The organism is Roseomonas fluvialis (assembly GCF_022846615.1).
GTDB classification, from domain to species: domain Bacteria; phylum Pseudomonadota; class Alphaproteobacteria; order Acetobacterales; family Acetobacteraceae; genus Neoroseomonas; species Neoroseomonas fluvialis.
In genome coordinates this window covers 3,543,714-3,569,014 of record NZ_AP025637.1, presented here as the reverse complement: position 1 = coordinate 3,569,014, position 25,301 = coordinate 3,543,714, and the positions used below count along the sequence as shown (strand labels likewise).

Here is a 25,301-nt window from a genome sequence, read left to right as displayed (position 1 = left end):
CCAGTCGCCCTGCAGCGCGTCGCGACCCTACTGGTGCGCCGTTGTCACTCCTGTGGCTGCAGCGGTACGCGACCCGCGCCAATCTTCAGCCCCAAGGAAACTGCCGCGTAGCCGACGCCCACGCTGGCGAGGACATAGATGAGTGCCACGACGAAACCCGCCGTCGGGGCGCTCATGAGAACGAAGGCGCCGAAGACGAAGCTGGAAAAGGTCGAAAGGCCGCCCATGATGCCAGTGCCAATCATGGCGCTGATGTTGTCGCTCAGCGCGCGCCGCTGATGCAGTCCTGTCGTCAGGCCCAACAGGAACGACGCCGTGATGTTGGCCAGGAATATCGGGAGGGGGAAGTGATGCCACACCTCCGGTACCGAGAGCATCAGGGCCTCACGCGCGATCGCGCCGACCGCGCCGCCAACGAACACGAGGACAACGATGTTGAGCATGCTGGATCCTCAACCCTGAAGGCGTGCGAGCCCGGCGCCCGCGGCTGCGGCTGCAAATCCGATCGCGACGGAGCCGACCAGATAGGCCAGCGCGAGCCCGGTGCGCCCAGCCTCGCGCACCTTGTATGCATCGAGTTGCATGCTGCTGAACGTCGTGAAGCCGCCGAGCACTCCGGTGAGCACGCCGGCATTCAGGGCGGTTCCGTAGCGATCGCGCCAGTCGACCGAGAACAGGATGGTCAGGTAGCCGATGACGAACGCCCCACCGACGTTGATCATGAACGTCGCGAGGGGGAAGCCTCCGTGATAGCGCTCACCCACTGCTTTCCCGATTGCCCACCGCAATACGGACCCCGCGCCGCCTCCAAGTCCGACCCACAGAAGGTCAATCGGCCGCATCGCGTCCTCGATCGAATGAGCACGATAAAGCTACTGCACCATACGAAGAGTTCAAGTCACGCGGTGCTGCGTTCGTGCGCAAGCGGACAAAATCCGCGCCGGCGAGGCAATCTGTGCGGTACATCTGCGGCAGACGCGTAGAGCGCTTCGCGTCATTCACATTTCGTGCTCGCCAACGCTGCCTTTAAGTCCGAAACGATCCATCACGAGGCCGTCTGCATGCGGTATGTCAGGGTTGAACGGCATCCTGGCGGCTGATACGTCTGAACGCAGATGCATCAACATTCGGGCTTCGGGTGACGCGTTCGATGCCAGCAACGACCGGTACACGATCGGCGCGCCAGAACTGGCGTCTCGTCCGGTGTTGTACGAATCCGTTGCACGCTATGTCGCCCGCTGCACGATGAGCCCATCCCTGCCGCTGTTCGGGGCGTACTTCCCATTCTGGCTCGTATGCGTGGGCGTCGGCGTCGTCGGCGCCGTCGCATTGCGGGTGGCGTTCATTCGGTTCGGCATCGACGAGGTTCTGCCATTGCGCCTGCTCGTCTATGTCTGCTGCGCTGCGACCATTGGCCTGGTCATCGCGCTTACGGTCTATGGCCGCTGACCGATGGCGGCATCGGCCTATGCGCGTCGCCGCACATTCCTTGGTTCGGCCATCGCCGGCGTCATGATCCTGAGCGCCATCGTCGCGGGCTGGTTCTATGCAACCCGTGCGCAGGACAATCCCCTGTCCGACGACACGGTGCTCACCGCGACCATCGTCAACATCGCATCGAGCGTGCCGGGCCGGATCGTTGCCCTCGACGTGACCGAGAACCAGCGGGTCGCAAAGGGTGATCTGCTGTTCACCATCGACCCCGAACCCTATCGCCTGGCCGTGGACCAGGCGCGTGCCGACCTTCGCATCGCCGAGGCGGCACGCGATACGCAGCGACGCACGATCAGCGCCGAGCAATCCAACGCAGTCGTTGCGACCGAACAGGTCGGTCGCGCACGCACCAACCTCGCTCTGGCCGAACAAACGCTCGCGCGCCTCACGCCGCTGCTGCGGCCCGGCTACGTGACGGCCCAGCAGGTGGACGATGCCCGCACCGCCCGCGACGATGCGCGCACCAGCCTCACGCAGGCGGTCCGGCAGGCGGAGGCCGCCGCCAGCCTGGTGAGCACCATCGATGCCGCGCAGGCCCTGGTGGCGGCGCGGCAGGCGGCCCTCGCCATGGCCGAGCGCAGCCTCGCCAACACGGCGATCCGGGCGCCGCATGACGGGCGCGTCGTGGGCCTGGTGATCGCGACAGGCGAGATCGTGGCGGCGGGACAATCCGTCTTCACCCTGATCAACACCCAGACCTGGTACGCGAGCGCTTCCTTCCCCGAAACCGACCTGCCGTCGATCGCGGTGGGGGATTGCGCGCGGGTCTATGCGCTTGCTGACCGGTCCGTGCGCATTGCCGGTGTGGTCACGGGCATCGGCTGGGGTGTCGCGTCGACGGACTTGGTCAACGTTCCTCGCGGCCTGCCCTACGTGGCGAAGTCTCTCAACTGGGTGCGCATCGCGCAGCGCTTCCCGGTGCGGATCCGCCTCATCGATCCGCCGGAATCCCTGATGCGGGTCGGCGCGTCGGCGGTGGCCATCGTGCACCGTGGCGAGCGGTGCTCACCATGAGTGCCTCGGCCGCGGCACAGGATACTTTCACCGCCCGCTTGCGGGCCGACCTCGCGCCGTTTCCCGGACGCGCCGCGCTGACCTGGCGGATCGCGCTGCTCTGCGCGATCGTCTGCGCCACGGCGATGATGTACGAGATCCCGGAAGCGGCGATCAGTTGCTACCTCATCATCTTTCTGATGAAGCCGGATGCGGTGCAGAACATCGGTACCGCGCTCGGCCTCATCCTGCTGGTCACCATCGTGGTGCTGTGCGTGGTGCCGCTGATCAATGCGACGATTGCGTCGCCTCTGCTGCGCCTTCTGGCCATTGCGGTGGTGTCCTTCGTGTTCCTGTTCATCGGCGCTGCCAGCCAGTTGGGCGAGATCGGTGGGATCATCGCACTGGTCATCGCCTTCGTCCTGACGTTGTTGAGCCTGGCGCCGGTCGGTGACGCCGTGAGTTTCGGGCTCCGCTACGCCTGGTACATGGCGGTAATGCCGATGGCGCTGATGGCCGTGTTCAACATGGTGCTCGGCATGTCGTCGGTGCGGCTGCTACGGGATACGCTGCGGCGGCGCCTGGCCACGACGATGGACGCGATCGCCTCGGGCGCGCCCGACGGGCATGACGCGCTCGCTGAGCTCCTGCGCGCCGACAATGCTGCGCTGGAGCAGCAGGCCAGGCTCGTCGGCATCCTCGCGCTCGTTGGCCGGCCCGCCGCAGGCCAGGTGACGCGTGACGTGCGTGCATCGTACCGCCTGATGCTGGCGGCCAGTGCCTTGCCAGGGGACCTTGATGCGGTGCGACGCGATGCACTGATCGACGCCATTCGCCAGGCACTTGATGCGCTGGACGGCGGCCGCATGCCCGCGCCGCCCGCCACGCCGGCAGGCCCGATGGGCGACGCGGAACGCGACTTGCTGGCGGCACTGCGCATCATCGCCGGGGCTCCCGAGGATCCGGTCGTCGCGCCGCCCAAGCCGCCGTTCTTCGCGCCCGACGCGCTCGCGAACCCGAGCTACCAGCGCTACGCGCTCAAGACCACGGCGGCCGCCATCCTGTGCTACGTCATCTATGTCGGTATAGACTGGCAGGGCATCCATACGGCAATGGTCACCTGCTACGTCGCGGCACTCGGCACCACCGGCGAGACGGTCCACAAGCTCGGCCTGCGTATCCTTGGCTGCCTGATCGGCGCGGCGATGGGCATGGCGGCGATCCTGTTCGTCGTTCCGCACATCGACGACATCGGTGGGCTGATGGTGCTGGTCTTCGCCGGCGTGCTGATCGGGGCATGGGTGTCGACGGGTCCCGAGCGCATCTCCTACGGCGGGGTGCAGATCTGCCTGGCATTCCTGCTGACCGTCCTGCAGGGGTTCGGCCCGAGCCTCGACCTCGGGACGGGACGCGACAGGGTCATCGGAATCCTGCTCGGCAACCTGGTCGTCTTCGTCATCTTCACGCAGATCTGGCCGACCCCGATTGCGCATGCGGTCAGGGCGCATCTGCAGGCGGCCTTCGCCGGCCTCGCCAGGCTCGCCGCGCTGCCGCCTGAACGCCGTGTCGGCGCCATCCCCGAGGCCGCGCTGGCGATCACCGAGGCCGCCAAGGCAGCCGAGGCGCTTGACCTCGTTGCCTTCGAACCCGCCAACATCCGACCGACCGCCGCGGCCGAAGCCGACCTGCGAGACGCCGCGTCGGAGATCGCGGCCCTCACGCGCGACATCTATCTCAGCAGGGAAGCTCTGCCCGACGTCGCTGCACGCCTCGAGGATCTCGCTGCGCGGACGGCACAGGGCGAGAGCCTGGTCATGGCGCAGGCCGGCGGCTCGGCAGACCCCTTGCGCCGCCGGCTGGACCGCCTGCGTATCGCGATGGCGGGCTGATGCGCGGATCCGGCTTGCTTGCCGTCGTACTCGCCGTCGGGCTCGCCGCCTGCGCATCCGATGCCGTCCTCATGGCACCGCCCGGTCCCGATACGCCGTGGCGACCGAACGGAAGCGAGAACAGCCTGTGGAGCCTCCGCGGCGGGGCGCGGGAACCGGCGCCGACGCCGGGCGCGACGCGGGATTTCGGCGTGCCCGCAGACCCGGCGCTCGCGGTCATGACGCAGACCGCCGACATCGACCCCAACCGCAGCTATCGCCTGCCGGAACTGATCGACATCGCGCAACGCAACAACCCTGCCACCCGCGTTGCGTGGCAACGCGCGCGGGCGGCCGCGCTGGCCGTCGGCCTCGTGGAAGCGACCTACCTGCCGCTGATCACCGCCAATGTCATCGCTGGTCGCCAGACCGTCACAACGCCCCTGCCGGTACCGATCGGCACGCAGCGGTACTTCGAGACAACGGCCGAGGGTGTGTCCCCATCGGTCGCGCTGCAGTGGTTGATTTTCGATTTCGGCCGACGCGCGGCGCTGGCCGATGCCGCCAGGCAGGGCGCCGTTGCGGCGAGCGTCCTGTTCAATGGCGAGCACCAGCGCGTGATCTTCGACGTCACGCGCGCCTACTACCTGTATCGTGCGTCCGTCGCGCGCGCGCGGATCGCGCGCGAGGCCTTGCGCAACAGCAGCGCCATCAGCCGCGCGGTCGAGGACAGGCAGGCGCGTGGCCTTGCCACTTCGGTGGAGGCGGCGCAGGCGCGCCAGCAGGTCGCGCAATCCGAACTGCGCCGGGTCCAGGCCGAGGGGCAGGAGCGCGACGCCTACCAGGCGCTGGTTGCCGCAATGGGCGTGAACGCCACCCAGCGCATTCGCATCGAGGATGACGGCCAGCGCCGGCTTCCGGATGCACCCGACCTGCCGCTCGACGAGATGGTGCGGCTTGCCCTGTCGCGGCGCCCGGACGTGATGGCGAGCTACCTGGCGATGCGGTCGAGCGCGGCCGGGATCGCGGCCGCACGGGCCGAGTTCCTGCCCAACGTGTTCGTCGCCGGTGCGCTAGCCTCCGGGCAGGGCAGTTTCAACGCCGGCGGCCTGCCCACCATAGGCCAGCAAGCCACGGGATCCGGCGTGCTCATCGGCGCGACGGTGCCGCTCTATGATGGCGGCCTGCGCATCGCCCGGTTGCGCCAGGCGCAGGCGCAGGCTGCCGCCGCCGAGGGCACCTTCGAGCGCACGCAGATGATGGCGGTGACCGAGATCGTCGCCGCGACCAATGCGTTGCGCACCGCGCTCGAAGCGCACCGGGCGGCAAGCGCCCTCGTCGCCGCGGCTTCCACCACGTATGAGGCGGCGCTCGCAGCGTACAGGAACGGCGTCGGCACGGTGACTGCGGCCACCGCCGCCGACAGCGGGCTACTTGATGGCCGACAGGCGCAGACCGATGCCCAGGCCGCGGCGCTGGTGGGTGCGGCGAACCTTGCCTTCGTGGTCGGCGCGATGACGTCGCGCGATTCGGTTCCCTGACATGGCCTGCCTGCCCCGCCCGAATGCGAGCGCGCGGTCGCGGCGCGTCGGCACGCAAGCCGAGCCTTTCATTCAAACCTGAGGGAGAAACGCGATGTGCACGTCACTCGGCTACAGGGATGCCGGCGGCAAGGCCTATTTCGGCCGGACGCTCGAACTCACCACGGACCTGCCATACCAGGTCCTGCATGTTCCGATCGGCTTCGAGACGACATCGAAGATTCCTGGCCATCCGCCGCTGTCTTTCGCCGCCCGTCACACGATCCTCGCGGTGGCGATGCCCGCGCGGGTGCCGACCGCGCAGGCACCGATGACGATCGCTGACCTCAAGGTGCTGGAAGGGCTCAATGACCAGGGCTTGACCTTCAGCCTGCTGTCCTATCCGGCCGCGGCCGGAAAGCAGGCCTCCGTCGCTGTCACGCAGTCCGTGCTTTCGGCGTCCGATCTCGGCGTCTGGGCGCTCGGCCAGTTCGCGTCGGTGGCAGAGGTGAAGGCGGCGCTCGCTGCACAGCCGGTGATGCTGCAGCCGTTGCAGTTGCTGGGTGGTGTCGAATCGCCGTTCCACTACGTGGTCCATGACGCCGCCGGCACGTCGCTGGTGATCGAGTTCGATCGCGGCGCCATGACGGTGTACGACAACCCCGTCGGCGTCATGACGAATGGCCCGAAGTTCGACTGGCACCTGACCAACCTCGGCAACTACACGCATTTGTCGAACGTCGATAAGCCGAGCGCCACCTTTGGCGCCTACAAGGCAGTTCAGCCGGATTCCGGCATCGCGACGGCGGGCCTGCCGGCCTCCAACACCTCGGTCGGGCGCTTCGTTAGGGCGGCGTTCTATGCGCACTACACCGAGAAGGCGGCCACGCCGGATCTCGCCGTTCAGACGCTCGGGCATATCCTGAACAACTTCGATCGCCCGCGCGGCGTGTCGATCGACTACCCGGCGCAGGGTGGCGGGCATCTGGAGGTCGCTGGCCTGCAGGCGGACAGCGCTACCCCCTACGCGACCGAATTCACCAGTTGGACGAGTCTCTCCGACCTCGATCGCAAGTTGTTCTTCATCCGCGACTATCGCAGCCTGAACTTCACGCGTTTCGACCTGACAGCCCTCGCGGGCGCATCGGCGCCGTCCGTGATGCCTCTCAAGACCCTCGGGGAGGGAGCCTTCGACGCGACCGAAGCGTTGAAAGCCCACGGCGCGGGCTGAACCACGGGGTCACGGGCCTGCTGCTGCGGGCGTCTCATCGCAGCAGCAGCACGATCACCATGCCGCCGATGGTGAGCAGCGTGTTGGAGATCGCATAAGGCACCGTGTAGCCCAGCATCGGCACGTCGCTGCGGGCCCGCTCCGCGATCAGTCCCAGCGCCGGCGTGGAAAGGCTGGCGCCGGCGCAGCATCCCAGCACGATCGCGTCGTCGAAGCGGAAGACGTACTTCCCGATCAGCAATGCCAGCGTGATCGGGACCGTCGTTGCGACGATGCCCCACAGGAAGAGGCTGACGCCGACCTCCCGCACGCCGGCGACGAAACTCGGCCCCGACGATATGCCTGTCACAGCGATGAAGACGTTGAGTCCGACCACGCTCATGAACCACAGAGCCGCGGGCGGGACGTGGCCGAAGGTGGGATGCACCGACCGCTGCCATCCCGCGGCGATGCCGGCGATCAGCACTCCACCTGCCATCGACAGGGTCAGCGGCACCTCGCCGATCGTGAGCATCGGGATGCCGATCAGCGCGCCGATCGCGATCGCGAGGAACACGCTGGGGATGTCGGTTTCCTTCGTCGAGAAATCGGCCTGGCCGACCTTGCCGAGTGCCGCGCGGATGCGTTGCGGGCGCCCCACCACCGTCAGCACGTCACCCAGGCGGAGGACGGTCTGCGGCAGGATCGGGATCGTGACACCGGTCGAGCCGCGCCGGATCTCGGTGAGGAAGACCCCGTGCGCGATCTGGGATTCGGCCAGTTCGGCCAGCGTCTTGCCGTCAAGCGCACGCTGCGTCACCACCACCTCGACGCCATCGGCTGGCACGTCGAGCAGTTCCACGTCCTCTACCTCCTCCACGCCCGTCGCGAAGATGGCGCGAAGGCTCGCGCGCGCGCCGGCGGCGCCCACGACGTCGTTCGGCTCGAGCACGGTGGTCGGCGTCGCGTCGATCAGTTCGCCGCCGCGGCGGATGCCGTCGATGAAGATCCGTGCATGAGGTCGCGAGGCCTCGACCTCGGCGACCGTCCGCCCGACCTGCGGCGACGTGCCGGACAAGCGATAGGTACGAACGATGTAGTGGTGCCAGGATGCGCCGGAGTCGTGCCGGTCGCCGCCGAGCCGCTTCTCGTAGGCACGACATGCAGCCGGGAGGTCGATGCGCAGGAGCCGCGGGCCGAGCTGGGAAATGATGACGATGGAACCGACGGTGCCGTAGATGTAGGTCATGGCGAAGGCGGTCGAGAGAGCGCCGATCATCGCCCGCGTGTCTTGCGGCGACATCCCGATATCCCTGATCGCATTGGTGGAGAGGCCGAGCGCGGCCGATGCGGTTGCGGCGCCCGAGTACAGTCCGGCCCCATAGCCGACTCCATATCCGGCCAGGCGGGCCACGCCGTAGGCGGTGGTGACAACGAGCACGCAGACCACGACGGCGAACAGCGCCTGAAGCGCGCCGTCATGGGCGATGCCGCGCACGAATTGCGGGCCGACGCCGTACCCTACGGCGAAAAGGAACAGCAGGAAAAACATCGAAGCGACGGTGTGGGAGATCTCGATGTCGAGCTGGCCGACCAGGATGCCGCACACCAGGGTGGTCGCGACGGTGCCCAGGCTGAAGCCGCGAAAACTGACCTTCCCGAGGGGGTATCCCACGGCCACGGTCAGGAAGAGAGCGATCTCCGGATTGCTCCGCAGCGTCGTCGCAACCCAGTCCCACATGCGTCGTCTGCTCCGCGGCTGTTTTGATGGGCAGCCTGCGGCATATCGTCAGCGCGAGGCAACAGCACTGTCCGTTGGCCACCGGACCATGGTCGGTGTGCGCCTAGCGGCTGATCACGAGGATCCATCCGGCCGCGCCGACCAGGCTGAGCGCCGCGAGGGGCGCACCGACCTTCGCAAAATCCTTGAAGGTGATGGCTACGCCGCGCTTCTGGGCAGCCTCAGCCATGATGATGCCGGCGAGGCTTCCCGACAGAATGGCGTTCGACGAAAAGCCCGTACCGAGCGCGATGGCGGCCCCCAGCGCTTCGGCCTGGTCGGCGCCGGCGACGAAAGGCGCCACTAGCATGACCGCCGGGTTGTTGCCGACAATGTTGCTGAGCACGGCCATGACCAGGAGCAACGACAGGGGATCGTGCAGGTCCAGGCCATAGCCCCGCAGGCTTTCGAGCAACTGCTGTGGAACGCCCGCAGCCGCGAATGTCGCGTTCACGATGAACAGGCCGAACAGCAACAGCAGCAGGTTCCCGTCCAGGCGGTGCAGGATGCTGTTTGACGACACCCGCGGGCTGATCAGCAGCAGGCTGGCCCCTGCCAGGGCGACCAACATGTGCGGCCAGTCCGTGGTCACGAAGGCGACGATCACCGCACTGAGCACCACGGCGGCCTTGGCCGTCTCGATGCGGTCGAGCGCCACGGCCTGCGGTGGCTGCGGCGCGGGCGGCGGCGCCGGTTGCGGCCCGTCCGCCAGATGCCACCGGCCCCGATAGAACAGCACCAGTACCAGCCAGATGAGCGGCAATCCGAGAAGTGCCGGCACGGCTGCCGCCCGCATGAAGCCGGTAAACGACAGGTGCAGGAGTTCGGCGGCGATCATGTTCTGCGGGCTGCCGGTCAGCATGCCCGCCGACCCGATGTTGGTCGCGAAGCAAAAGCCGAGCAGGAACGGCACGGGATTGAGCCGCCGCGCCAGGCAGATCGAGCAGAACACCGGCGTCATGGCCACCGCGACGATATCCTTGGTGAGCAGCGACGACATCACCGTGGCCACGACGATGAGCAGCGCCAGCAAGGCGTGGGGACCGACCTCAAGCGCGCCAATCCTGCGCGCGACCCATTCGTAGAATCCGGCCACGGCGAAGGTTGCGGAGATCACCATGAGGCCGAACAGCAGGCCGATCGTGTTGAAGTCGATGGCGTTCCAGGCGTCGGGCGGGGAAATCCGGCCCGCGGCAATCAGGATCATGGCGCCGACCATCGCGGCCCCGGTCCTGTCGAGACGCAGGCCCGGCAGGTATCCGAGTCCCATGACCAGGTAGACCAGGAAGAAGATCGCGAGGGTCAGGTCCATCGTCGTCCCATGCGGCGCCGGCGTGTCTGTGTCTGCTGGTGGTGGCGCCGGCCGAAGAATAGTCCGATGCGGCAGCCTGGCGTTCGCGGCCGCATCATGGTCAGGAACCGCGGGCCGCAGGGCCCACGGGATGGTTCAACGCCCGCTCCAGAAGCCCTGCCGGGTCACGATCCGCCGGAGGCCGGCGCGCCGCCGACCGAATGCCCGACCACGGGCTTGTGTGGATGCGGCACCATGAGCTTTTTGGGTGCGATGAACAGGTACATCGTCAGCACATAGGGCGCGGTAAAGGACGGGACGCCCGACGGTGCCACGATGATGTCGAGCGCGCCCTGGATGAACACCGTCACGACCGTCGCGAGCGCGGCATACAGCGCCACGCGCAGCGACGGTTGAAGGAAGATCACGCCGACCGCCAAGGCGGTGAGCACCGGGCTGAACCCGTAAAGGCCCTGACGGACCAGGGCAGGGTCGGCCGCCATCGCCACCGAGACAATGATGGCGATGACCGACCCGGCCACCACAGCGATGCCGGCCGCGACCGAGGCGATGAAGATGCCGGCCAGGATGATCGCGCCACTGACCGCGCTGCCGAGCAGATAGACCTGCCCGATGTTGCGGAAGAAGATTTCGACCAGTTCGATCCCCTGCGGGATGACCATGGCGTGCTGCGTCGTGGCCGTCGGCAGGCGTGGCGAATCGCCGATGACGTCGAGCCCGCCGAACGAATACGCCCCCGCGACCATCAGCCATCCGGTCAGGACGAAGGGGCCGGTCGAACCTGGCACGCCGAACACCTTGGTTAGCGTGGCGCTGAAGGCGGCGGTGAAAACGGTGCTCGCCGCGGCGCCCACCACGACATAGACCCAAAGTTGCGGCGACACGGCGATGAAGGTTGGCAAGGCCGCGCCGATCAGGATGCCGTTGAAGCCGTACAGGCCCTGTTCGATCGATTCCTCGTCGAGATCCAGCACCTGCGCCGTCAGTGTCGCGACCACGATGCCCACCGCGGCTCCGATGGTCGTCGCCCAGACCCCGGAGACATAGGACGCATAGGCCATGGCGACGAAGAACAGCACCCCGGTCAGGGCGTTTTCCATGAAGAAGACCTGGCTGGTCCCGCGCAGGCAGACCATCAGGAAATTGCTTTTCGTCTGCGTCACAGCGTCCGTGCCTCCACTGATCAACGCCAGAGGAAATCCTCGGGCAGGGTCCGGCCGCGCGCTTCTTCCCGGACGATGCGCCAGAAGCGACGGACCTCCCGGCGCACGTCGTAGGATTCGACGCCGACGGCACGCAGCATCAGGCCCGCCGCGTTGGGCAGGCGGGACACGCCGGAGATCGCGCGCGGGGACTCAGGGCTGAAATTCGTCTCGAAGCGTTCCTTGATGCGCGCTGCGATATCCGGCGGTGTCACGCAAATCACGTTGGCGAAGGCATCGAATCCCCGCATCACCACGGCGAAGTCGATCATCCCGTCGTCCCTGCCGACCAGAAGCTTTTCCGAAAACAGCTTCCGCCCGTCGGGGCGACGGACCGCCACGACCATCGACAGCAGGTCGAAGCCGAACCGTTCCTCGACATGGTGATGCTTGCGTCCTGCCAGGACCATCTCGCCATACAGAAGCGTCGCATCCGGGGCGACCACGACATCCGTCTGGGTGATGAAGCGCGACCCGCGATAGGGGATGGTGAAGTCGGGCAGGTATTCGAGGTAGGCGCCCGACGCGACATCGATGGCCTGGTGCTGCGATGCGTAGTTCGCGTCCATCTGGTGGATGCGGTTGGCGCTCTGGGTGTGCACCAGGGCGCAGGCACCTTCGCCGACCGAGATCTCGATCCGGTAGCGATCGCCCTGCAGCACGCCGCCGCCCACCGAGATGATGGAGCAGATCGGCAGCTCCGGCATCGCCTCATCCCAGTAGAGCGCCCGCTGCACCAGCAGCGGTGCGACGCGATACAGGTCGTGCAGCACCGACCGGCCATGGCGTATCGAGAAGCCCAGCCGCAATTCGCCGACCTTGCCCGGGGCGGCCGCGCGCATCTGCGCCGGCTCGGTCTGGTAGCCGCGCAGCTCGCGGGCAGCGTCAAGGCGACCGAGCTGCTCGTGTACCGCCACGATGTCAGGCGTCCACGGTCGCCGGGGTCTTCACCTTCACGTCGAACAACGCCATGTCGAGGATGAGCCGGATCAGGTCGTCGACGCCTTCGCCGGTCTTGCAGTTGGTGAAGACGAACGGCTTCTTCCCGCGCATGAGCTTCGAATCGCGGTCCATCACCTCGAGGCTCGCGCCGACATAGGGGGCGAGGTCCTTCTTGTTGATCACGAGGATGTCCGACTGGCAGACGCCAGCGCCGTTTTTTCGCGGGATCTTGTCGCCGGCCGCGACGTCGATGACGTAGATGTAGAAATCCGCGAGCGCCGGGCTGAATGTCAGCGTCAGGTTGTCGCCGCCGGATTCGATCAGGATGACGTCGCTGTCGGGGTAGCGTTCCTCCAGTTCCTCGACCGCGGCGATGTTCATCGATGGATCCTCCCGCACCGCCGTATGGGGGCAGGCGCCGGTCTCGACGCCGACGATCTTCTCCTCGACCAGGATACCCTTCAGCGTGCGGCGCACCTGCTTGGCGTCTTCCGTCGTCACGACGTCGTTGGTGATGATCAGCGGCTTGATGCCGAGGTCGATCAGCCGGGGCGTGATGACCTCGATGACCGCGGTCTTGCCCGAACCCACCGGGCCGCCGATGCCGATGCGCGTGATCTTCTTCATCGCCACTTCCTTTGCCGCTGCCGGTTCAATTCATGAAGAGCCGGACATGGGTTGTCGTGTGGTGCGCGACCAGCACATCGAAGACGGGCGCGAAGGATGCCATTTCGTCCAGCGCCAGGTCGCGCACCGCGAGGTAGTCGTCCTGCGCGCGGCCCTGCACCGCGAACAGGATGCGCTGCGTATCCATGTGGTCGATCCGCATCAGCCGCAGCGCGGCACTCAGGATCATCGAGGCAACGCCGTACTGGTGCATGACGAAGGCCTCGACCTCGTCCGCCCCCAGATGCGCCAGCGCGATCGCCTGGCCGACCGGAAAGCAGCCCGGCGTCGCATTCGCCTTGATGGCGCGGAGCCACTGCTCCAGCGGCGGGCAGGGACGGATCTTGAGAACGAGTTCGGCATACTTCCGGCCCATCCGCGCCAGCATCATCTGCTGTTCTTCGCCGACGCGGCGGCACATCAATTCCTGGTCGATGCACAGCAGCGCGTCGTGGTCGCCGGTCGTCGCCGCGCGATGGGCATGCAGCAGGGCCACGCCGTCCATCCGCGCGGCCTGGCGCAGCATCACCTCGACATACCGGTGCAGGTCCGCCGGATTGGTGACGACCTGCGTCTGCAGCGCGGATTCCAGCCCGTTGGAAAAGGCGAAGGAACCGACCGGCAGTGTCGAGTCCGAGAACTGCAACAGACGGCCGAGGTGCACCATGTCGTGCAGTGCAACGCGCGGCCGTGTCTCGTCCCTCGGCATCAGGGCTTCGCGGTATGCGCGTGGCCGTGCGCGTGACCGTGGTCGTGGTCATGGTCGTGGTCGTGATGATGATCATGATCGTGGCCATGGTCGTGCGAATGGCCATGCGCATGGACCGGCTGCCGTGCCCGCGCCGGCCCTTCATGGTGATGGTGCGGGGTCGCGTCGGCCCCGGCGAACAGCAGGCGGACCTCCTTCGCGTCGAGTTTCGCGGCGATCTCCTCGCCCGGCGCGAACCGTGTCTTGACGTGTTCGAAGGCGTGGGTCCGCATCACCGATGCCATCACCTTCTGGTCCACCGACAGTGGAACATAGACCGTCGAGCCCTTGATCACCGCCGGCCAATGCTGGTTGCCCAGCCCGTGTCCAAGTTCGAAGCAGGTGCGCAGAATCTCGAGGGGCGACAGGCTCTCGAGCCCTTCGAGTTCGATGACCAGCACGTCCTTCAGCGCGATACGCGCGACGACGATGATGTTGTTGGCCTCGTCGTAATGCAGCACGTCGTCATTGTGCAGGTGTTCGGAGCGCGGCAGCGACACGGCGATCTCGATGCCGCCCGCCGTCACCTTACGCAGCCGGCTCTTGGGCGCTTCCCATTGTTCGAGCATCAGCGGGTCGACCCGCGCGTGATGGGCGCGGTCGTGCCACACCGGATCTGCCAGGTTTCCGAGCTTGCCCTCGACGAGAATCATCACTCCTCCGGATTTGTCACGGTATTCGATCAGACGGCCACGATTGCATGGCCGCCAGGCACGTCATGAGACGCACCGGTAGTCACCCTATCCCACGGAGGATCGGATGCGGCGGCCAATGCCCCGCATCCTGGCCCCAGGGTCAGCTGAAGAAATACAGCTGCCCGAGGGAGACCCGCTTCGTGGGCTCGATCGTCGCATGCTTGCCGTTCACCGTGACGGCGAAGGTCTGCGGGTTCACCTCGATCGTCGGCGTCAGCGCGTTGCGGATCATCGAGCTCTTGGTGATCGTCCGCGTCCCATAGACCGGCATGACCTGCGACCGGAGCTGATACCGGTCGATGATTCCGGCATCGTACCCCGCGCGCGAGGTGAAGGTGACGCGCGTCTTCTGCAGTGCCGACCCCATTGTGCCGAACATCGGGCGGTACATCACCGGCTGCGGCGTCGGCAGGGACGCATTCGGGTCACCCATCAGCGCCCAGGAGATCATGCCCCCCTTGATGACGATCTTGGGCTTGGCTCCGAAGAAGGCGGGTTCCCACAGCACCAGGTCAGCCATCTTGCCGACTTCGACCGAGCCGATGACATGAGCCACGCCTTGCGCGATGGCCGGGTTGATGGTGACCTTGGCGACGAACCGCAGCACGCGTTCGTTGTCGTTGCCGGAGGTGTCGCCGTCATAGGCGCCCATCCGTTCCTTCATCAGGTCAGCGGTCTGAATGGTCCGCATCCAGTTCTCGCCGACCCGGCCCATGGCCTGGCTGTCGCTGGACATGATCGAGATCGCGCCGAGGTCGTGCAGCACGTTCTCGGCCGCGATCGTCTCGACGCGCACGCGGCTTTCGGCGAAAGCCACGTCGGTCGGGATCTTCGGGCTGAGGTTGTGGCAGATCATCGTCATGTCGAACAACTCGGCCTGCGAGTTGATGCCGAAGGGCAGCGTCGGGTTGGTCGAGCTCGGCAGGACATTCGACAGGCCGGCGACGCGGATGATGTCCGGCGCGTGGCCGCCGCCGGCCCCTTCCGTGTGGTAGGTATGGATCGTCCGCCCTTCGAAGGCGGCGATGGTGTTCTCGACGAAGCCGGCTTCGTTCAGCGTGTCCGTATGGATGCAGACCTGCACGTCCATCGCATCCGCCACGGTCAGCGACGTGCGGATCGCGGCGGGGGTGCTGCCCCAGTCCTCATGGATCTTGAGGCCCATCGCGCCGGCGCGGATCTGTTCCTCGATCGGCACGGCGCCGGTGGAGTTGCCCTTGCCGAGCACACCCGCATTGACCGGCCAGCTGTCGAAGGACCGGAGCATCATCTCGATGTTCCAGTCGCCGGACGTGATGGTGGTGCCGTTGGTGCCATCGGTCGGCCCGACACCGCCGCCGAACAGCGTGGTCACGCCATTGCTGAGCGCGGCCTCCGCCTGCTGCGGCGCGATGAAATGCACATGTGCGTCGATGCCGCCGGCCGTCAGGATCAGGTGCTCGCCCGTGATCGCGTCGGTTCCCGGCCCGAGCGCCAGGCCCGGCGTGACCCCCGACATGATCGAAGGGTTGCCCGCTTTCCCGATACCGCAGATCAGGCCGTTCTTGATGCCGACATCGGCCTTGATGATGCCCTGCACCGCGTCGACGATCGTGACGTTGGTGATGACGAGGTCCGGCGCGCCCGCCGCGCTGGTCAGTTCGTTGTCATACCCCATGCCGTCGCGCAGCGTCTTGCCGCCGCCATAGACCGCTTCCTCGCCATAGACTCGGAGATCCTTCTCGATCTCGATGTAGAGGTCGGTGTCGGCCAGCCGGATCTTGTCACCCGTCGTCGGCCCATAGAGGTCCGAGTACTGTTGCCGCGAAATCTTGGCCATCTCAGGATTCCGTTCTTTGTCGAGGAGACAACAGGTCAGGACTTGGTCTTGAAGCCGTAGCGCGTGGCGCGCTCGAGCGCGTCCGCCAGCCGCGGACGATACTGATCGTAGGATTCATCCCCCACCCAGCCGTTCACGAGGCCATTGAACCCGTGGACGCGCTGCTTGCCCTGATAGGGCACCAGCGAGACTTCCTTCTCGTCCCCCGGCTCGAAGCGCAGCGCGGTCGTCGCGGGAATGTCGAGCCGCTTGCCGAAGGCCTGCTCACGATCGAATTCCAGGAACGCGTTGACCTCGAAGAAGTGGAAATGCGACCCGACCTGGATGGGCCGGTCACCGGTGTTGCGCACCTTCAGCGCGGTGGTGGGATACCCGGCATTGATCTCGATGTCGCCGGAACCGAGGACCAGCCCCCCGACGGGCGTCTTCTTCGCGTCAGCAGCCATGGCGTCGATCCTCGACTACTGGATGGGGTTGTGAACGGTGACGAGGCGGCTGCCGTCGGTGAAGACGGCCTCGACCTGCACATAGGGGATCATCTCGACCACGCCTTCCATGACGTCGTCGCGCGTGATGACCTTGCTGGCTTCGGTCATCACTTCCTCGACCGTCTTGCCGGCGCGCGCACCATCAAGGGCGGCCACCGTGATCAACGACACCGTCTCGGGGTGGTTCAGCTTCAGGCCCTGGTCCTTCCGCTTCTGCGCTACCTGCGCGAGCGTGTAGATCAGGAGCTTGTCGATTTCCCGGGGGGTGAAATGCACGCGCGGTCTCCTCAAGCAAGCTAACGCCTATTCATGGGTCGCATGAATCGCACGGATGTCGCAATCAGATTTGTGGGCGACTGCAGCGCTGCCAAGTCTCTCGTTCTGGAGGCACAGAAACGCGCATTGAACAGCGTATCGCGGGGCGTCGAAACCCCGCGGATCCCTTATGAACGACGATCCCGCACCCGGACGCGCCGCCGCCGCGGGGGGCGGCGGAGCATCGGTGTCGAACGGCACCTGGAATGCCGGTTTGCGCCTTCAGTCCACGGGACGATGGCGACCTCGTGGGGCGCCATGGGCGTCGCCGGCGCTGCCATGATGGTGCGCGGGCTCTCGCGGTGCGGGCAGCAGGTTCGTCCCGCCGAAGCGCACGCCGCGTTCCCGCGTGAGTGCCTGGGCGAAGGCCTGCACGTCGCTGACGGCGCCACGCAGTACCGCGACCTCCAGACAGAGATCGTGGTCGAGATGCGTGTGCAGCGTCGCCACGCCTAGCGCGTGGTGCTCATGCTGTGCATTCACCAGCCGGCTGCTCAGAGCCCGCGCGCGGTGGTCGTAGATGTAGGACACCACGGCCATGCAGGGCATCGTCGGCTCGCGCGCCACTTCGGCATCGCGCAACGGACCGCGCAGCAGGTCGCGGATCGCCTCCGACCGATTGGAATAGCCATGCGCGGCCATGTGCTCCTCGAGGCCCTGGGCGGTCTCGTCGTCGAGCGTGATCGTCAAGCGCTGCATCACGGGTCTCCTCGCGCGCAGGCTAGCGCAGTCCGCCCGGCCCGGCAGCCTGCGAAGTTGCTGCTGGCATCCGGCGCCGTTCGGTGAGACGAGTTCATCGGTTCATCATATCCTAGGGGGCGCGCGGCAGCGTTGACGTGTCGCAACCCGTTCGGCGCAGGCTCCCGGGATCGCGCAAGCGGATCAGCGCAGCAGCGGTAGCTTGCCGGCCGGCCGCTGTCGGGCCGCTCAATCCGTGCCTGTGCAAGCTGCCCCGGATGTTCGCGCCGGCCATGGTCGTCGAACCGTTCGTCGACCATGCGGACGGCGGCGCGATCGAAGCGGCCCTCGCGACTGCGTGGGACGTTCGCGCGCGACGAGCGCAGCATTGTCTTGCGGACCCGCCGGGGCGTGCGGTTCGACGGCACGCCATTCAGCGCCGCGGCCGTCGTCGCTAGCGTGGCGGCGGTCCTGTGCGCGGCGGCCGCGCCCCGGCGCTCGCGGCGCAGGCGGCATGACCGCCACGCTCGCCCTCAGCGGGCTGCATCTGGCGGCGGGACTGCGCACCCACACCCGTGCGCACTGACCGTGCTTGGCCCGGAAACCACGCAGCGGCGTTGTCGGGACCGGCCAGGCGAGGTGATCGACCCGGCCTGGCCATCAGCCTCAAGCCGGCTTAGCCTCGTGGAGAAGTGGCGCGCCCTGACCGCGCACCATCTCCTCCGGCACGAGAGCGACTCGCGCGATCCGCAGGAGGTGCGGCATGTAGGACTGGCGCAGTTCGCAATAGGCCTTCCGCGCAGCCTCGCGATCCTCGACGACGGGAATGCCGGCCGCGGCAAGCCTGTCATATAGCGCCGCATGTGCCGCCAAATCTGTGCGCTCGAGGCCGGGTGGGCCCGCACCGTGACTGTCTTGCCGGACCGCAGCGAGCGGTGAGAGCGCCGCATCGATCTCGGCCAGCGCGCCGGCACCCAGCGCCACGCAGAGGCTTGCGGTCTCGGGCGATGGCACCCTGACGGTCGAGGCGGCGAGCGCGGCGGCATCGAGAATGCGTACCGATGCGACCACCCAGGATTGCCCCGCATGAACCGTCGGCACCAGCGACAGCATTGGGTTGATGGTGTGCGATTCCACCAATCCCCGGAAGAAGCCCTCCCAGTTTTCCCAGGCATCGTCCAGGGCGTCGGACCGATGCGCACGCCAGAACCATTCAAGCAGCGACGCGCCGTCACCGGTGGGCCCAGTGCGTGCGTAGAGCCAGGCCACCTCCTGTTCCCTGTCCCGGATCGCGGCCTGGTAGCCCGGGAGGAAGGTGAAGATGAAGACGATGATCCCGAGGCCGAAGGCCCCTTCCAGGATCGCCAGCAGGCGGCCGAGCACGTTCGTTGGCGTCAGGAAGCCGAGCGTGCTCAGCGCGGAGCCGCTCGAGAGAAACGCATTGAGCCATGTCGGCTCGGCACCGCTGGCCCACAGTATCAGCGTGAAGCCGGCCTGCATGAACGCGAACCAGGTGCCCACGAGGCAGACGATGAACACGGGGAACAGCCAGCCCATGCCGCGCTGGATGTGTTCGAAGGGCTGCCCGCGGTGGCGCGCGGCGAAGGCGGCCAGGATGACGCGTCGCACAAGGTCGGCCACCCCGTCCCGTCGTCGCCGGTTCAGCAGCCCCGTGCTGAACATGGAGATGAGGGTGACGATGATGAAGGTCAGCCCCAGGCCAATGCAGGCCCAGGAAATCACGTGGCCCAGCAGCGTGGACGCGGCCAGCCATCCGGCGTCGCTCGGGTTGGTCACGCGGTCGGGCTCCATTCATGTCGCGCGAATTGGCGGGCCGCCTCGCGTTGGGTTTCGAACACGGCGTGGCACCATTTGGTGCAAGTTGCGGGTGATGATGAGAGTTCTTGCGGCACGGGGCTCATCAGTTTCCGGTTTCGTCAGTTACGCGAGGCAAGCACCCAGTAAAGGCTGCCGAGCCTCGCAAATCTAGTGCCCAGGATCGGGTTCGACGACCGCTGCGTGCATCAGCCCATCAGACTAGGGCGTTGTTCGACGCCGAACGGGGGGCCGTTTCTGCGCCGACTGGCACATATCGGGTGCTTCCGCGATGAGCACCGGAACGAGCCTTCGCCCCGGCCTGGCCCATGCGCGATTGGTCCGACACCCGGCGCAACACTGGCAACCGCGGTCGACCGAATGGTGGCCTCTGCGGTCAAGTACACGCCGCGGCCGCGCGCATCGCCGTGGCTGCCGTGAAGATGAGGTCCTCAGCAGCCTGGTCTCCGGCCGTCAGCCAAGGAGCACGGGGGGCGAGGTCAGCGCCGTCCGCCGCTGACGGGCGGCGTCCGGCCGTGTTCCCTCACCGACATTCGTCCGCACAGGGTCCGCAATACGCGAGGCCGGCCGAGCCGGTACGAACGTACTGGTGCGGTCGACGGCATCGAAAAGGGTAGAGCTGGCCGTCGGCGGTCTGCACCTCGGCGATGTCGATGTGGAAGTATCCGATCGGGTAGGGTTTGAAGGCCTGCCTGGTTGGCTTGTCGCCGTTGTCCGCGGGCAGGCGAGAGATGCCCTGGCGCTGCAGGCAGCGATGCAGCGCTGAGCGCGCGAGCTGCGGCAGGGTGGCCTTGAGAGCGTAGCGGCAGGCGTCGGGCGGCAGCAGGGTGTGCCGCCGGAACGCGACGATGATGATGGTCTCCTTCGCTGCCGAGAGCGTCGAGGAGCGCGTCTCCCGAGGGCCGGTCGGCAGGTCGGCGGTCGCATACGACTGCGGCGTCAGCTCCTGAGCATGCGCCAGACGACGCTCGCCGATGCGCTCGGCATCAGCGTGAGACGCTGAACCTTGTGCGTGCGTACGACCTGCTCGAGGATCGCGTCCTGCGGCAGCGAATTCGAGAACTGGTCGAGAGTCTCGCGACGGCGGAGTAGCGAGAGGCGGTGGGTCATGCGATGGCAACGCCCGCGGCCAGCAGGCGGTCACCTCAAGCGCCGGTCGAGGCCCTGACGGCCCGCTCTATGGCCTGCGCCAGCTCTGCTTCGACGAACGGCTTGCGCAATACGACGCGTCTCTGCCCATCGGCTTGTACCGGTGCACCGCTCATCAGGATGTGGGGGATATGGCGCGTCTGAAGAATAGTCGCGACCGCACTCGCGCCGCTGCCATGCCCGAGCGTCATGTCGACGATGAGCAGGTCCGGGCTGCACCGCAACGCCGTGGCCACCGCTCCATCCTCGGTGGTTTCGACTGCGCAGACCTCGTGTCCCATGGCCTTCAGTGTCAAGGACAGGAGCATGCCGATGACAGCATTGTCCTCGACGACAAGGATTCGCAGCGGCTTCATCCTTTGGCTCCGCGCTGAACAGAACGGCCGTTGACGTCACGTGTGACGCTGCAGCTCACCTGACCTCCAGGGGTGCACAAACCGATCGGATGCGGCTGTCGGCGGGCAAAGGCCTGCGCCTCAACTACCATGCGCGACACTGAAGGATCGCGGCATGTGTGCGCCGGATGCGTGTGCTAGAACCGAATATGCGTCATCCCTAATCATATGCGCATTGCCGTGCACATCCGGCAAGAACAGAATGGTCGGATGCGCGGAGTACCCGCCCGACTGCGCCCTGGCATCGCTATGGCGGCCATGCGCTCGGTTATTCCCCTGCGGCCTAAAGGCTGCAGTACGCACCGTCGTCGGCGCGGAGAGTGTCGGAATCGCTGCGCGTAGCGGTGCGTCGTGCCCCTTGAAATGCGAGGATGACCTGAAGACGAAACCGAAGGCCAGACTGGCCACGCAAAGCCCTCGGGCGCCGAGGGCGCCTCGGCGGATCGCGGCTCAGGACGTCTCCTTGACCGCCAATATGGCCAGCCTCGTGGTGGGCATCGGCGCCTCAGCCGGCGGTCTCGATGCATGCCGCCGTCTTATCGAGGCGGTTCAGGACGGCAGCAGCATGGCGCTGATCCTCGTGCAGCACCTCGATCCGAACCATGACAGCATGCTGGTGGACCTGCTCGCGACGCACACCCGCATGACCGTGCGCCAGGCCGAGGACGGCATGCCGGTCGAGCCCGATCACCTCTATGTGATTCCCCCGGGCTCATACCTGTCGGTCGGCAACGGCGCGCTGCACCTCACGGAGCCTGTTGCCCGGCATGGCGCGCGGCTGCCCTGCGACTTTCTGCTCAACTCGCTCGCCCAGGAGTACGGGTCCAGGGCTGCATGCGTGATCCTCTCGGGCACGGGTTCCGACGGCAGCCTCGGCCTGAAGGCGATCAAGGAGCAGGGTGGCCTGGTGATCGCGCAGGACCCGGACGAAGCGACATTCGACGGCATGCCGCGCAGCGCGATCGCGACAGACGCAGTGGATCTCGTGCTTCCTGCATCCCGTATCCCGGACGCGCTCATGAAGCACATCCGTGGTGGGGCGCTCGCAGCCGGCAGGAACGGCAGGCCGCACGCTGCGGGCGACGCGCTGGCCGCGATCGTCGAATTCCTTCGGGAGAAAACGAGCCAGGACTTCCGGCTCTATAAGCCCGGTACGCTCCGCCGGCGGATCGAACGGCGCATCTCGGCCTTGGCGATCCCCGCCGCCAACATGCATGCCTACCTTGAGAAGCTGCGCGACGATCCCGTCGAGGCCGAAGCGCTGGCGAAGGATCTGCTGATCCATGTCACCAGCTTCTTTCGGGACCCGGCGGTCTTCGATCTCCTCGCGGAGGCGGTCGTTCCCGAACTGGTCGACGCCGCCGAGGCCGGGCGGCCCATCCGAATCTGGGTTCCCGGATGCAGCACCGGCGAGGAAGCCTATTCCCTCGCGATGCTGTTCCACGAGCGGATCGCCGGAACGCAGCGCGACATCAAGCTTCAGATCTTCGGATCCGATGTCGATCCGGACGCCGTCGTCGCCGCGCGGGAGGGTCTCTACCCCTCGACCATCTCGGCTGACGTGACGCCGGAGCGTCTCGCGCGTTTCTTCACGAGGGAGAGCCAGGGCTACCGGGTCTCGCCCGAATTGCGCGCGAGCGTCGTCTTCACCGTGCAGGACGTGCTGAACGACGCACCCTTCTCCCGGCTCGACATGGTGTCGTGCCGAAACCTGCTCATCTACCTGGGCCCTGAGGCGCAAGCGAAGGTCATTGCGCTGTTCCACTTCGCGCTTCGCCCCGGTGGCATCCTGCTGCTCGGCGGCGCGGAGACGATCGGCAACACGCCCGGCCGCTTCGAGGTGATCTCGAAGCCAAGCCGCATCTATCGCCATGTAGGCCGCAGCCGGCCTGGCGAGGTTGGTCTCATCTTCGGCGCCGGCGCCCCGGAGCGTCTCGGCCGGCAGCCAGGCAAGCTCACGAGTTCCACGCGTGGAACCTTCTATGCCGAGCTGTGCCGGCGCCTCGTGATGGCAAGCTTCGCCCCCGCGGCGGTGCTGATCGACCAGAAGCAGGAATGCCTCTACTCGCTCGGACCGACCGACAGGTTCCTCCGCGTGCCGCCCGGGGCACCGACGCAGGACCTGCTCGTCATGGCGCCGCGCAGCGTGCGGAACAAGCTGCGCGCGGCGATCCAGCGTGCGCTGCAGGCCAATGAGAGGGTTTCGCAGCCGGGCGGCCTGATCCGCCAGGATGGCCGCACCCTGTCCTTTTCCATCGATGTGCAGCCGGTTCTGAGCGAGGGCGAAAGGCTGTTTCTCGTCTGCTTCGTCGAGGACAGTACCCCAGGCCAGCAGGTCGGCCGCGTCACCACGCCGCGCGATCTCCCGCGCATCGCGGAAATCGAGCAGGAGCTGGAGGCGACACGTACGGAACTGCAGGGCGCGATCCACAATCTCGAGATCGCGAACGAGGAACAGAAGGCGGTCAGCGAGGAGGCGCTCTCCGCAAGCGAGGAGTACCAATCGACGAACGAGGAGCTGCTGACTTCGAAAGAGGAACTGCAGTCGCTGAACGAGGAGCTGACGGCGCTGAACACCCAGCTGCAGGAGACGCTCGAGCGCCAGCGCACGACGTCGAACGACCTGCAGAATGTCCTCTACAGCACCGACGTCGCCACCCTTTTCCTCGATACGGAGCTCAGGATCCGCTTCTTCACGCCGGCGACGAAGAATCTCGTGAGCGTCATTCCGGGCGATATCGGCCGACCTCTTTCGGACCTCAATCTGCGCGCCCCGGATGGTGACCTGTTGGCCGATGCGCTCAAGGTCCTGCGTTCGCGCAAGCCGATCGAGCGGGAGATCAAGACACGCGGTACCACCTGGTATTCACGCCGGATCCTGCCTTACCGGACCCACGATGACGGTGTGGAAGGCGTCGTCATCACCTTCGTCGACATCACCGAGCGCCGCCTCGCGGCACAGAGGCTCGAGGAAGCGAAGCGCCAGGCGGAATTCGCCAATGGCGTGAAGTCGCGCTTCCTGGCAGCGGCCAGCCACGATCTGCGCCAGCCGCTACAGACGCTGACGCTGCTGCAGGGGCTCCTGGCCAAGTCCGCGCAGGGTGAGAAGGCGCATGGGCTCGTGACGCGCCTCGGCGAGACGCTCAGCGCCATGTCCGGCATGCTCAACACCCTGCTCGACATCAACCAGATCGAGGCTGGCACCATCCGCCCCGAGATCCTCCACTTTCCGGTCAACGGTCTGCTGGAACGTCTGCGGAGTGAATTCGCCTACCATGCCGATGCGCAGAAGCTCGGCTTCCACGTCGTTCCCAGCAGTCTCGTCATCGCGAGCGACCCGCAGCTGCTCGAGCAGATCCTGCGCAACTTGCTATCGAATGCGCTGAAGTACACGCGGCAGGGCAAGGTTCTGCTCGGGTGCCGCAGGCGCGAGGGACAGCTGCGCATCGAAGTCTGGGACACGGGCATCGGCATTCCCGACAGCGAGCGCCAGGCGGTCTTCGAGGAGTATCATCAGCTCGATAATGCGGCGCGCGAGCGCGGGCGGGGTCTTGGCCTCGGCCTATCGATCGTGCGCCGCATGGCGGAGCTCCTGGGCCATCGCATCACGGTGCGGTCTTGGCCGGGCAAGGGCTCGGTCTTCGCGATCGAGGTGGACCTGCCACCCGCCGCGCCGATCGCGCCCCCCGAGCGCATGGCTGACACAAGGCCAGGCCAGGTGACCGCGCCCGATGGCCGGTGCGGCTCCATCCTGCTCGTGGAGGACGACCCGGACCTGCGTGACGCGCTCAGGATCTTTCTCGAGGATGAGGGCCATCGCACCCTGTCAGCCCCCGATGGCTCCGTCGCGCTCGACCTCGTGGCGCAGGGCGCGATCCGTCCGGACCTCATCCTCGCCGACTACAATCTGCCAGGCGGAATGACCGGTGTGGAGGTCACCAAGACACTGCGCAACCGGCTGCGCCACGAGGTACCCGCCATCATCCTCACGGGCGATATTTCGACCACCACGCTGCGCGACATCCAGCTGCCGCGGTCGGTGCAGTTGCACAAGCCTGTGCGGCTCGAGGATCTGGCGCGGAGCATCCTCGACCTCCTGGCGACACAGCATGAACGCCCGCCCGGCGGCCAATGAAACACCACCGCGGTCAGCGTCCGTAGGCTTCGCGTCGCAGCTCGATGACGGGCCGC

General features: G+C 66.7%; 20 protein-coding genes and 2 pseudogenes. 6 read left to right on the top strand and 16 right to left on the bottom strand.

What is annotated here, in order from left to right:
• Positions 1-44: 44 nt before the first annotated feature.
• Positions 45-443, bottom strand: a complete 399-nt coding sequence (locus tag MWM08_RS17240) for a CrcB family protein (RefSeq protein WP_244407736.1) — start codon at positions 441-443, stop codon at positions 45-47.
• Between the two features lie 9 nt (positions 444-452).
• Positions 453-842, bottom strand: coding sequence for a fluoride efflux transporter FluC (locus MWM08_RS17235; RefSeq protein WP_244407735.1), 390 nt, complete (start codon positions 840-842; stop codon positions 453-455).
• A gap of 235 nt (positions 843-1,077) precedes the next feature.
• Between MWM08_RS17235 and MWM08_RS17230 the strand changes: the two genes are divergently transcribed.
• The 5 genes from MWM08_RS17230 (at position 1,078) to MWM08_RS17210 (ending at position 7,106) form a co-directional block, all read left to right on the top strand.
• Positions 1,078-1,449 carry a YtcA family lipoprotein gene (locus MWM08_RS17230; RefSeq protein ID WP_244407734.1) on the top strand — a complete coding sequence of 124 codons (372 nt, stop codon included), beginning with the start codon at positions 1,078-1,080 and terminating at the stop codon, positions 1,447-1,449.
• Between the two features lie 3 nt (positions 1,450-1,452).
• Complete coding sequence (gene mdtN, locus MWM08_RS17225) at positions 1,453-2,508, top strand: multidrug transporter subunit MdtN (RefSeq protein ID WP_255751353.1); 1,056 nt, start codon at positions 1,453-1,455, stop codon at positions 2,506-2,508.
• Complete coding sequence (locus tag MWM08_RS17220) at positions 2,505-4,376, top strand: FUSC family protein (RefSeq protein WP_244407732.1); 1,872 nt, start codon at positions 2,505-2,507, stop codon at positions 4,374-4,376. Before mdtN ends, MWM08_RS17220 begins: the two co-directional genes overlap by 4 nt.
• A complete protein-coding gene (locus MWM08_RS17215) occupies positions 4,376-5,896 on the top strand; it encodes a TolC family protein (protein WP_244407731.1) in 1,521 nt (506 codons plus the stop codon). The genes MWM08_RS17220 and MWM08_RS17215 overlap by 1 nt, the downstream gene beginning before the upstream one ends.
• Positions 5,897-5,990: 94 nt before the next feature.
• On the top strand, positions 5,991-7,106 hold the full coding sequence (locus MWM08_RS17210; RefSeq protein ID WP_244407730.1) for a linear amide C-N hydrolase: 1,116 nt from the start codon (positions 5,991-5,993) through the stop codon (positions 7,104-7,106).
• Between the two features lie 34 nt (positions 7,107-7,140).
• Here MWM08_RS17210 and aspT read toward each other — a convergent pair whose 3' ends face one another.
• From aspT to MWM08_RS17140, 14 genes and pseudogenes are all read right to left on the bottom strand, one after another.
• Positions 7,141-8,826, bottom strand: a complete 1,686-nt coding sequence (gene aspT / locus MWM08_RS17205) for an aspartate-alanine antiporter (protein ID WP_255751352.1) — start codon at positions 8,824-8,826, stop codon at positions 7,141-7,143.
• A gap of 103 nt (positions 8,827-8,929) precedes the next feature.
• Positions 8,930-10,177 (bottom strand): ArsB/NhaD family transporter, encoded by a 1,248-nt coding sequence (locus MWM08_RS17200; protein ID WP_244407728.1) that lies wholly within the window; start codon positions 10,175-10,177, stop codon positions 8,930-8,932.
• Positions 10,178-10,341: 164 nt separating this feature from the next.
• Complete coding sequence (gene yut / locus MWM08_RS17195; protein ID WP_244407727.1) at positions 10,342-11,340, bottom strand: urea transporter; 999 nt, start codon at positions 11,338-11,340, stop codon at positions 10,342-10,344.
• A gap of 20 nt (positions 11,341-11,360) precedes the next feature.
• Entirely contained in the window at positions 11,361-12,296 is a 936-nt protein-coding gene (locus tag MWM08_RS17190) for an urease accessory protein UreD (RefSeq protein ID WP_244407726.1), read from the bottom strand.
• Between the two features lie 4 nt (positions 12,297-12,300).
• Positions 12,301-12,948 carry an urease accessory protein UreG gene (gene ureG / locus MWM08_RS17185; protein WP_244407725.1) on the bottom strand — a complete coding sequence of 216 codons (648 nt, stop codon included), beginning with the start codon at positions 12,946-12,948 and terminating at the stop codon, positions 12,301-12,303.
• Between the two features lie 25 nt (positions 12,949-12,973).
• Positions 12,974-13,696, bottom strand: coding sequence for an urease accessory protein UreF (locus MWM08_RS17180; protein WP_244407724.1), 723 nt, complete (start codon positions 13,694-13,696; stop codon positions 12,974-12,976).
• On the bottom strand, positions 13,696-14,388 hold the full coding sequence (locus MWM08_RS17175) for an urease accessory protein UreE (protein ID WP_244407723.1): 693 nt from the start codon (positions 14,386-14,388) through the stop codon (positions 13,696-13,698). The genes MWM08_RS17180 and MWM08_RS17175 overlap by 1 nt, the downstream gene beginning before the upstream one ends.
• Before the next feature lie 142 nt (positions 14,389-14,530).
• A complete protein-coding gene (locus MWM08_RS17170) occupies positions 14,531-16,249 on the bottom strand; it encodes an urease subunit alpha (RefSeq protein ID WP_244407722.1) in 1,719 nt (572 codons plus the stop codon).
• A 128-nt stretch (positions 16,250-16,377) separates the two neighbouring features.
• A pseudogene (locus MWM08_RS17165) lies at positions 16,378-16,695 on the bottom strand (urease subunit beta); the annotation flags it as partial.
• A gap of 15 nt (positions 16,696-16,710) precedes the next feature.
• Positions 16,711-17,013 carry an urease subunit gamma gene (locus MWM08_RS17160; RefSeq protein WP_244407721.1) on the bottom strand — a complete coding sequence of 101 codons (303 nt, stop codon included), beginning with the start codon at positions 17,011-17,013 and terminating at the stop codon, positions 16,711-16,713.
• A gap of 261 nt (positions 17,014-17,274) precedes the next feature.
• Entirely contained in the window at positions 17,275-17,751 is a 477-nt protein-coding gene (nikR, locus tag MWM08_RS17155; protein WP_244407720.1) for a nickel-responsive transcriptional regulator NikR, read from the bottom strand.
• A 645-nt stretch (positions 17,752-18,396) separates the two neighbouring features.
• Entirely contained in the window at positions 18,397-19,542 is a 1,146-nt protein-coding gene (locus tag MWM08_RS17150; protein WP_244407719.1) for a hypothetical protein, read from the bottom strand.
• A gap of 603 nt (positions 19,543-20,145) precedes the next feature.
• A pseudogene (locus tag MWM08_RS17145) lies at positions 20,146-20,542 on the bottom strand (transposase family protein); the annotation flags it as partial.
• A gap of 169 nt (positions 20,543-20,711) precedes the next feature.
• The gene (locus tag MWM08_RS17140; protein ID WP_244407718.1) at positions 20,712-21,071 is read right to left on the bottom strand and encodes a response regulator; all 360 of its coding nucleotides are present in this window, start codon (positions 21,069-21,071) and stop codon (positions 20,712-20,714) included.
• Positions 21,072-21,573: 502 nt separating this feature from the next.
• Here MWM08_RS17140 and MWM08_RS17135 point away from each other — a divergent pair.
• Positions 21,574-25,245, top strand: a complete 3,672-nt coding sequence (locus MWM08_RS17135) for a chemotaxis protein CheB (RefSeq protein WP_244407717.1) — start codon at positions 21,574-21,576, stop codon at positions 25,243-25,245.
• The last annotated feature ends 56 nt before the right edge of the window (positions 25,246-25,301 follow it).

Bases quoted from the DNA above. Each gene is read 5' to 3' on its own strand.
- MWM08_RS17240 (WP_244407736.1), bottom strand. From the start codon at position 443: ATGCTCAACATCGTTGTCCTCGTGTTCGTTGGCGGCGCGGTCGGCGCG.
- MWM08_RS17235 (WP_244407735.1), bottom strand. From the start codon at position 842: ATGCGGCCGATTGACCTTCTGTGGGTCGGACTTGGAGGCGGCGCGGGG.
- mdtN (WP_255751353.1), top strand. From the start codon at position 1,453: ATGGCGGCATCGGCCTATGCGCGTCGCCGCACATTCCTTGGTTCGGCC.
- MWM08_RS17220 (WP_244407732.1), top strand. From the start codon at position 2,505: ATGAGTGCCTCGGCCGCGGCACAGGATACTTTCACCGCCCGCTTGCGG.
- MWM08_RS17215 (WP_244407731.1), top strand. From the start codon at position 4,376: ATGCGCGGATCCGGCTTGCTTGCCGTCGTACTCGCCGTCGGGCTCGCC.
- MWM08_RS17210 (WP_244407730.1), top strand. From the start codon at position 5,991: ATGTGCACGTCACTCGGCTACAGGGATGCCGGCGGCAAGGCCTATTTC.
- aspT (WP_255751352.1), bottom strand. From the start codon at position 8,826: ATGTGGGACTGGGTTGCGACGACGCTGCGGAGCAATCCGGAGATCGCT.
- MWM08_RS17200 (WP_244407728.1), bottom strand. From the start codon at position 10,177: ATGGACCTGACCCTCGCGATCTTCTTCCTGGTCTACCTGGTCATGGGA.
- ureG (WP_244407725.1), bottom strand. From the start codon at position 12,948: ATGAAGAAGATCACGCGCATCGGCATCGGCGGCCCGGTGGGTTCGGGC.
- MWM08_RS17180 (WP_244407724.1), bottom strand. From the start codon at position 13,696: ATGCCGAGGGACGAGACACGGCCGCGCGTTGCACTGCACGACATGGTG.
- MWM08_RS17175 (WP_244407723.1), bottom strand. From the start codon at position 14,388: ATGATTCTCGTCGAGGGCAAGCTCGGAAACCTGGCAGATCCGGTGTGG.
- MWM08_RS17170 (WP_244407722.1), bottom strand. From the start codon at position 16,249: ATGGCCAAGATTTCGCGGCAACAGTACTCGGACCTCTATGGGCCGACG.
- nikR (WP_244407720.1), bottom strand. From the start codon at position 17,751: ATGCAGCGCTTGACGATCACGCTCGACGACGAGACCGCCCAGGGCCTC.
- MWM08_RS17150 (WP_244407719.1), bottom strand. From the start codon at position 19,542: ATGGAGCCCGACCGCGTGACCAACCCGAGCGACGCCGGATGGCTGGCC.
- MWM08_RS17140 (WP_244407718.1), bottom strand. From the start codon at position 21,071: ATGAAGCCGCTGCGAATCCTTGTCGTCGAGGACAATGCTGTCATCGGC.